The organism is Stenotrophomonas sp. SMYL8 (genome assembly GCF_036320065.1).
In the GTDB taxonomy this organism is placed as follows: domain Bacteria; phylum Pseudomonadota; class Gammaproteobacteria; order Xanthomonadales; family Xanthomonadaceae; genus Stenotrophomonas; species Stenotrophomonas maltophilia_A.
Genome location: NZ_JAWIRR010000031.1, coordinates 22277 through 28879, shown reverse-complemented (window position 1 = coordinate 28879; position 6603 = coordinate 22277). Strand labels below are relative to the sequence as shown.

Annotated in this window: 6 protein-coding genes; 2 read left to right on the top strand and 4 right to left on the bottom strand. The window is 66.6% G+C overall.

All coding sequences use genetic code 11. The features are described 5' to 3' along the window. Positions 1 to 90: 90 nt before the first annotated feature. Positions 91 to 2118 (bottom strand): sodium-translocating pyrophosphatase, encoded by a 2028-nt coding sequence (locus V3B25_RS18770; RefSeq protein WP_049421721.1) that lies wholly within the window; start codon positions 2116 to 2118, stop codon positions 91 to 93. A 308-nt stretch (positions 2119 to 2426) separates the two neighbouring features. Between V3B25_RS18770 and V3B25_RS18765 the strand changes: the two genes are divergently transcribed. Then, positions 2427 to 2930, top strand: a complete 504-nt coding sequence (locus tag V3B25_RS18765; RefSeq protein ID WP_010484000.1) for a hypothetical protein — start codon at positions 2427 to 2429, stop codon at positions 2928 to 2930. 162 nt (positions 2931 to 3092) lie between these two features. On the opposite strand, the gene V3B25_RS18760 is transcribed toward V3B25_RS18765, so the two are convergent. The 3 genes from V3B25_RS18760 to V3B25_RS18750 form a co-directional block, all read right to left on the bottom strand. Further along, positions 3093 to 3482, bottom strand: a complete 390-nt coding sequence (locus V3B25_RS18760; protein WP_049421719.1) for a DUF488 family protein — start codon at positions 3480 to 3482, stop codon at positions 3093 to 3095. Between the two features lie 120 nt (positions 3483 to 3602). Continuing rightward, positions 3603 to 4397: a hypothetical protein gene (locus V3B25_RS18755; RefSeq protein ID WP_049400701.1), complete on the bottom strand. Its 795-nt coding sequence runs from the start codon at positions 4395 to 4397 to the stop codon at positions 3603 to 3605. A gap of 205 nt (positions 4398 to 4602) precedes the next feature. Then, positions 4603 to 5859: a 6-phosphofructokinase gene (locus tag V3B25_RS18750; RefSeq protein WP_049421714.1), complete on the bottom strand. Its 1257-nt coding sequence runs from the start codon at positions 5857 to 5859 to the stop codon at positions 4603 to 4605. A gap of 136 nt (positions 5860 to 5995) precedes the next feature. Here V3B25_RS18750 and V3B25_RS18745 point away from each other — a divergent pair, with 136 nt between their 5' ends. Further along, entirely contained in the window at positions 5996 to 6559 is a 564-nt protein-coding gene (locus V3B25_RS18745) for an adenylate kinase (RefSeq protein WP_032128385.1), read from the top strand. The last annotated feature ends 44 nt before the right edge of the window (positions 6560 to 6603 follow it).

The window sequence follows — 6603 nt, the reverse complement described above, 5'->3', positions numbered from 1 at the left end:
CGTCGCTGCGTGGTTGCTCTCCTCGTGCGGGGGTGGGGCCCACACCCTGACCCCCACCCTCGACTCTACGGGTTTGCGCATGATGTGGATCTACAGCAGCGGCACCAGCAGCAGCGCCACGATGTTGATGATCTTGATCAGCGGATTGATCGCCGGACCGGCGGTGTCCTTGTAGGGATCGCCGACGGTATCGCCGGTCACTGCCGCCTTGTGCGCCTCGCTGCCCTTGCCGCCGAAGTGGCCGTCTTCGATGTACTTCTTGGCGTTGTCCCAGGCGCCGCCGCCGGTGGTCATCGAAATGGCCACGAACAGGCCGGTCACGATCGTGCCGATCAGCAGGCCGCCCAGTGCGCGCGGCCCCAGCAGCAGGCCGACCACCACCGGCACCGCCACCGGCAGCAGCGAGGGCACGATCATTTCGCGGATCGCCGAGCGGGTCAGCATGTCCACCGCCTTGTCGTACTGCGGCTTGCCGGTGCCCTGCATGATGCCGGGGATCTCGCGGAACTGGCGGCGCACTTCTTCCACCACCGCACCGGCGGCGCGGCCGACCGCTTCCATCGCAATCGCACCGAACAGGTAGGGAATCAGGCCGCCGATCAGCAGGCCGATGATCACCGTGTGGTCGCTGAGGTCGAAGCGGAATTCCTGCCCCGGATGTGCTGCCTGCAGGTTATGGGTGTAGTCGGCGAACAGCACCAGTGCCGCCAGTGCCGCAGAGCCGATCGCATAACCCTTGGTCACTGCCTTGGTGGTGTTGCCCACCGCATCCAGCGGATCGGTGATGTCGCGGATCTCCGAGGGCAGCTCGGCCATCTCGGCGATGCCACCGGCGTTGTCGGTGATCGGTCCATAGGCATCGAGGGCGACGATCATGCCGGCCATCGACAGCATCGCGGTGGCGGCGATGGCGATGCCGTACAGGCCCCCAAGCGCGAACGCGCCCCAGATTGCCGCACACACCGCGACCACCGGTAGCGCGGTGGACTTCATCGAAATGCCAAGGCCGGCGATGATGTTGGTGCCATGCCCAGTGGTCGAGGCCTGTGCCACGTGCTGCACCGGCTTGTACTGGGTGCCGGTGTAGTACTCGGTGATCCACACGATCAGGCCGGTCAGCACCAGCCCGATCAATGCGCAGCCATACAGCGCCATCGGCCCATGCACGTTGTCACTCATCAGCCCGGTGGTGATCGGGTAGAAGGCGATGGCGGCCAGAACGCCGGAGACGATCACGCCCTTGTACAGCGCGCCCATGATCGAGCCGCCTGGCTTCACCTTGACGAACAGTGCGCCGATGATCGAAGCGATGATCGATACGCCGCCCAGCACCAGCGGATACAGCACTGCATTGGCGCCGGCCTCGGCCAGCATCAGGCTGCCCAGCAGCATGGTGGCGATGACGGTGACCGCATAGGTCTCGAACAGGTCGGCGGCCATGCCGGCGCAGTCGCCCACGTTGTCACCCACGTTGTCGGCGATCACCGCCGGGTTGCGCGGATCGTCTTCGGGAATGCCGGCTTCGACCTTGCCCACCAGGTCGGCACCGACGTCGGCACCCTTGGTGAAGATGCCGCCGCCCAGACGCGCGAAGATCGAGATCAGCGAGGAACCGAAGGCCAGGCCGACCAGGGCATGCAGCGCCTGTTCCATCGGCAGGCCCATGCGCAGCAGCAGCGCGTAGTAGCCGGCCACGCCCAGCAGGCCGAGGCCGACCACCAGCATGCCGGTGATGGCGCCGCCGCGGAAGGCGACGTCCATTGCGGCGCTGATGCCGTGGCGTGCAGCTTCGGCAGTGCGTACGTTGGCGCGTACCGACACGTTCATACCGATGTAGCCGGCCGCACCGGACAGCACCGCGCCGACTGCGAAGCCAATCGCGGTGTACCAGCTGAGGAACACACCGACCAGCACGAACAGCACCACACCGGCCACGCCGATGGTCAGGTACTGGCGGTTGAGGTAGGCACGCGCACCTTCCTGGATCGCGGTGGCGATCGCGACCATGCGTTCATTGCCGGTGGGTTGGCGCAGGATCCAGCGCGCCGAGACGATTCCGAACAGGATCGCGAGAATGGCGCAGCCCAGCGCCAATGACAGCCCGTGACGTTCCAGCATTAGACCCCTCCGCAGAATGGATGTAGGCATCCAGTGGCGATGAACGGCACCACGAGGGGGACGACGGGCTGCAGCCTGGAACCAACCCGTACCGACCTTGGTGGTCGTCCGACGTATGGCGGTGTTCAGCATTCCCTGGTGCCCGCAGTATGCGTGCCGCGCACTGTAGAGTCGAGCCGTGCTCGACTGGTTTTTACGAGCCCCGCCGCATGCCGCCAGTCCATGGGCATGATTCGAAAGCCACAGGCCTTTGCACCCCGTTAAGCCAGCCTCTGCAAGCCTGCGCTCAGTCCCGTAGGAGATTCCCCATGCGCCTGTCCCTGTTGATGCTTGCCGCCCTGGTCCCGGCCGTACCGGCACTCGCCGCGGAAACCCCGGAGCTGCAGCGCGCCGTGGGTGCCCCCCAGGCCGTGGGCGCGGTGCATACCCTGCGGCAGATTCCCGAGGCCTGCGCGCGCCTGGAAGGTGCCTTCACCGGTCAGGCGGCCGAGCCGTATCGCTTCGCGCCGGTGCGGACCAGCGAGCAGTGCCAGCCGCGCGCGCGTTTCGTCGACTATGCCAAGGCGCAGCCAAGCGCCGACAAGGGCTGGAAGCTCAATGATGTGATCCGCGTGCCCAGCGCCGCCTGCCCGGCACAGCAGGCCGTGGTGCGCGTGTGGCGCCTGCCGTCGAGCAACAAGGTCGAGCTGGACGGGCAGGGCCAGTCGCGCATCTATCTGGAAGAGGCCAAGAAGCAGGCCGCTGCCGGCCAGATTCCGCAGGTGACGATGTTCGCCGCGCAGCTGCAGATGGAAGGCAAGGCCTGCAATTGAGGCCGTCCAGCAGCGCGCATCAACGCATGGCGTGGATCTACTGACGTGCCCGGCGCTGCGCATCCACGCATGGCGTGGATCTACTTCGCTGCGCATCGGTAGTGCCGGGCCATGCCCGGCGGGCAACCTGGTAGTGCCGGCCGCTGGCCGGCTCCCCTGCAATCACTCCGCCAGCGTCGCCCCGCGCGCCACCAGCAGCTCTCGCAGGGCCCTGCGATGGCAATGCGCTTCATCCTCGCAGTAGCACCCCACGCTGATGTCGCTGTGCTGTGACATCGCGGCCAGCAGGTCCAGCGCGTGGGCCGCGTCCGGCGCCTTCATCTCGGCCTTGTAGTGGCGGAAGAACGCATTCCAGTCGGCCGCAGTTTTCGCTTCGTGCGCCCGCTTTACCAGTTCCGCGCTGGGTGACAGGGGCGGGAACCAGACGTCGTACCAGTCCTGTGTCGCGAATTCGCTGCGTGGTACGCCGCGCGGTGGTCGCCGCACGGTACCGATACGCAGCCCTTCGCCGGGGTGGCGCGGCGTACCCAGTCGAACAACACGCAGTGCCATGATGACCTCCGGACGGGGTATCCATCATCCTGCGATGCACGTGCGCCAGGTGTGAACCGCTGTGGAAACGAAAAGGCCCGGGCGCCTGCGCACCCGGGCCTTTTCCCATGCTGGCAGCGATCAGTTGCCGCGGCAGTCCTTCAACCACAACACACGACCAATCTGGTCGTAGCTGTCGACCACACCAGTCAGCGTCACCTTCTCGCGCGGGCGCAGGGCCAGCGCATACGCGGCCTGGTTGGCTGCAAACGAGCAGGAAATGGCCACGCGCTCAAAGTCGATGCTGCCATCGCTGGGCAGGTCAAAGCTGGTGTTGTAGGTGCCGCCACTGCGCAGCACGGAGGTGATGCGACCGGTGATGGCGTAGGTCTTGCCCTTGTAGCGCGGCTCGACCGCGGCCGGGTTGTCCTTGTTCTGGTTGCGCAGCTGGAAGCCGAAGCGGTCGGCGGCAATCGTTACCACCGACGCCTGCGGAGTGGCCTTGGCTGCCTGTTCGCCAGCCTTGCCCGGCTTGATCTGGTTGAGCAGCTTGCACATTTCTTCGCGCACGCCATCGGCCGAGGCAATGGCACCCTTGTTGACCTTCACCACCATGCCGACGGTGCCCTGGCCGCCTTCGGAGGTGGCACTGATGATCATCGGAATCGGCTTGTGGGCCATGGATTCCGGCTCTTCGATCAGCATCGAGCCGCCTTCCACGTCCTCGCTGAGGACGTCCATGTTGGCGTTCTTGGCGATCACCCGCATCTGGCCGATGGCACTGGCCACGGTCAGGTCTGGATGGGTGACCGATGAGGTGAAGGTCGTGCCGACGAAGGGATTGCCCTTCTTCTGGAAGTTGCTTTCGCAGGTCGCAGCGAAGGCCGGCGCGGCGGCACCGCACAGCAGCGCGGCGATCAGGATCGGGTGCTTCATGGTTACAGTCCTTGTGAAATGGCAGCACAGGCCCGGGCCTTGAAGGCCGGGCAGCGTCGAATCTGGCTTGCGGCGGCCCCTTTGCCCCGGGCCGGAGCCCGATTGTGGGGTGCTTCGGCGGCCGCCGCAATGTGCCCTGCGCTCCGCACAGGGCTCAACACAAAGGGGCGTATACGACTTAATCCCCTCCGTCCCCTTTTTCGGCTCAGCCCTCGAAGGCCGGCAGCTTCTGCTTCACGGCCACGTTCTTCAGCGTCACGTACTTCGGCAGGCCGTCGGTGCCATAGGGCAGCGGGGCTTCGCCCTTGATCAGCGGCGACAGGTAGGCGCGTGCCTTGGCGGTGATGCCGAAGCCGTCGCGGCGGATGAAGCCGGCGGGCATCTTCTTTTCATGATTGGCGATCTTCGACAGCGGCGCCGCTTCGATCTTCCAGCGATAGGGCGCATCGCTGCTGCGCACGATCACCGGCATCACACCGTTCTGGCCCTTCAGCGCCAGCTGCACGGCGGCCTTGCCGACCGCCTGCGCCTGCTCCCAGTCGGTCTTGCTGGCCAGGTGGCGGGCCGAGCGCTGCAGGTAGTCGGGCAGCGCCCAATGCACCTTCAGGCCCAGTTGGTCCTTGACCCGGCCGGCCAGGTGCGCGGCCACGCCGCCCAGCTGCGAGTGACCGAACGAGTCCTTGCCGCCACCGGCGTCGGCGACGAAGCGGCCATCGGCGGTGGCGATGCCTTCCGACGCCACCACCACGCAGTAGCCGACGCGCTCGACCACCGCCTTGACCTTGGCCAGGAACGCCGCTTCGTCATAGGCGCGTTCGGGCAGCAGGATGATGTGCGGCGCTTCGTCATCACCGTTGCCGGCCAGACCGGCGGCCGCAGCCAGCCAGCCGGCGTGGCGGCCCATGGCCTCGTAGATGAAGACACGGGTGGAGGTCTCGGCCATTGCCGCCACGTCCAGCGCCGCCTCGCGCACCGAGACCGCGGTGTACTTGGCCGCCGAGCCGAAGCCGGGACAGGTGTCGGTCACCGCCAGATCGTTGTCGATGGTCTTGGGCACGCCGATGCAGGTCAGGTCGTAGCCGGAGGCCTTGGCCAGCTGCGAGACCTTCAGCGCGGTGTCGGCCGAGTCGTTGCCGCCGTTGTAGAGGAACCAGCGCACGTCGTGTGCGCGCAGCACTTCCAGCAGGCGGTCGTAGCGGGCGCGGTCGGCATCCAGCGATTTCAGCTTGACCCGGCACGAGCCGAAGGCGCCGCCCGGGGTATGGGCCAGCGCGCGGATCGCGGCGGCACTCTCTTTGCTGGTGTCGATCAGCTCCTCGCGCAGGGCGCCGAGGATGCCGTTGCGGGCGGCCAGAACCTTGATGCCCTTGGCCCGGGCCTGCTCGATCACCGCCGCCGCCGTGGCGTTGATGACCGCGGTGACACCGCCGGACTGGGCGTAGAGGAGAGTACCGTTGCGCATGCTTCTACCTGCTCGGGGGAGGGGACATTGCAGGGACATTACCCGGATGCGGTAAAGTGGCGCTATTGCGGTGCAGCGATACCGGTCCGTCCGGGACGCGAACCTTCTTTGTTTTCAACACGTTGGAGTCAGGTCAATGCGATTGGTTCTGTTGGGACCGCCCGGTTCGGGCAAGGGGACACAGGCGACGCGCCTGAAGGAAAAGCTGGGGATCGCCCACATTTCGACCGGTGACATGCTGCGCGCGGAAATCGCCGCGGGCACGGAGCTGGGCAAGCAGGCCAAGACGGTGATGGATGCCGGCAACCTGGTGTCGGACGACATCCTGCTGGGCATGCTGGAGTCGCGCCTGACCCAGGCCGATGTCGCCAAGGGCTTCATCCTCGATGGCTACCCGCGCAATGTGGCCCAGGCCAATGCGATGGACGGCCTGCTGGCCAAGATCGGCCAGCCGCTGGATGCCGTGGTGCAGCTGGACGTGGCCACCGAGCTGCTGGTCGAGCGCATCGCCGGTCGTGCCAAGGAACAGGGCCGCGCCGATGACACGCCGGAAGCGGTGCGCCAGCGCCTGCAGGTCTACAACGACCAGACCGCCCCGGTGGTCGACTTCTACGCCGGTCGTGGCACCCTGGCCCGCGTCGACGGCGTCGGTGAGCTGGACGAGATCGAAGCCCGCATCCTGGCGGCGATCAAGGGGTGATCCTGCAGGGCCGGTGCACTGCCGGTCCTTCGGGTGCAAAAAGC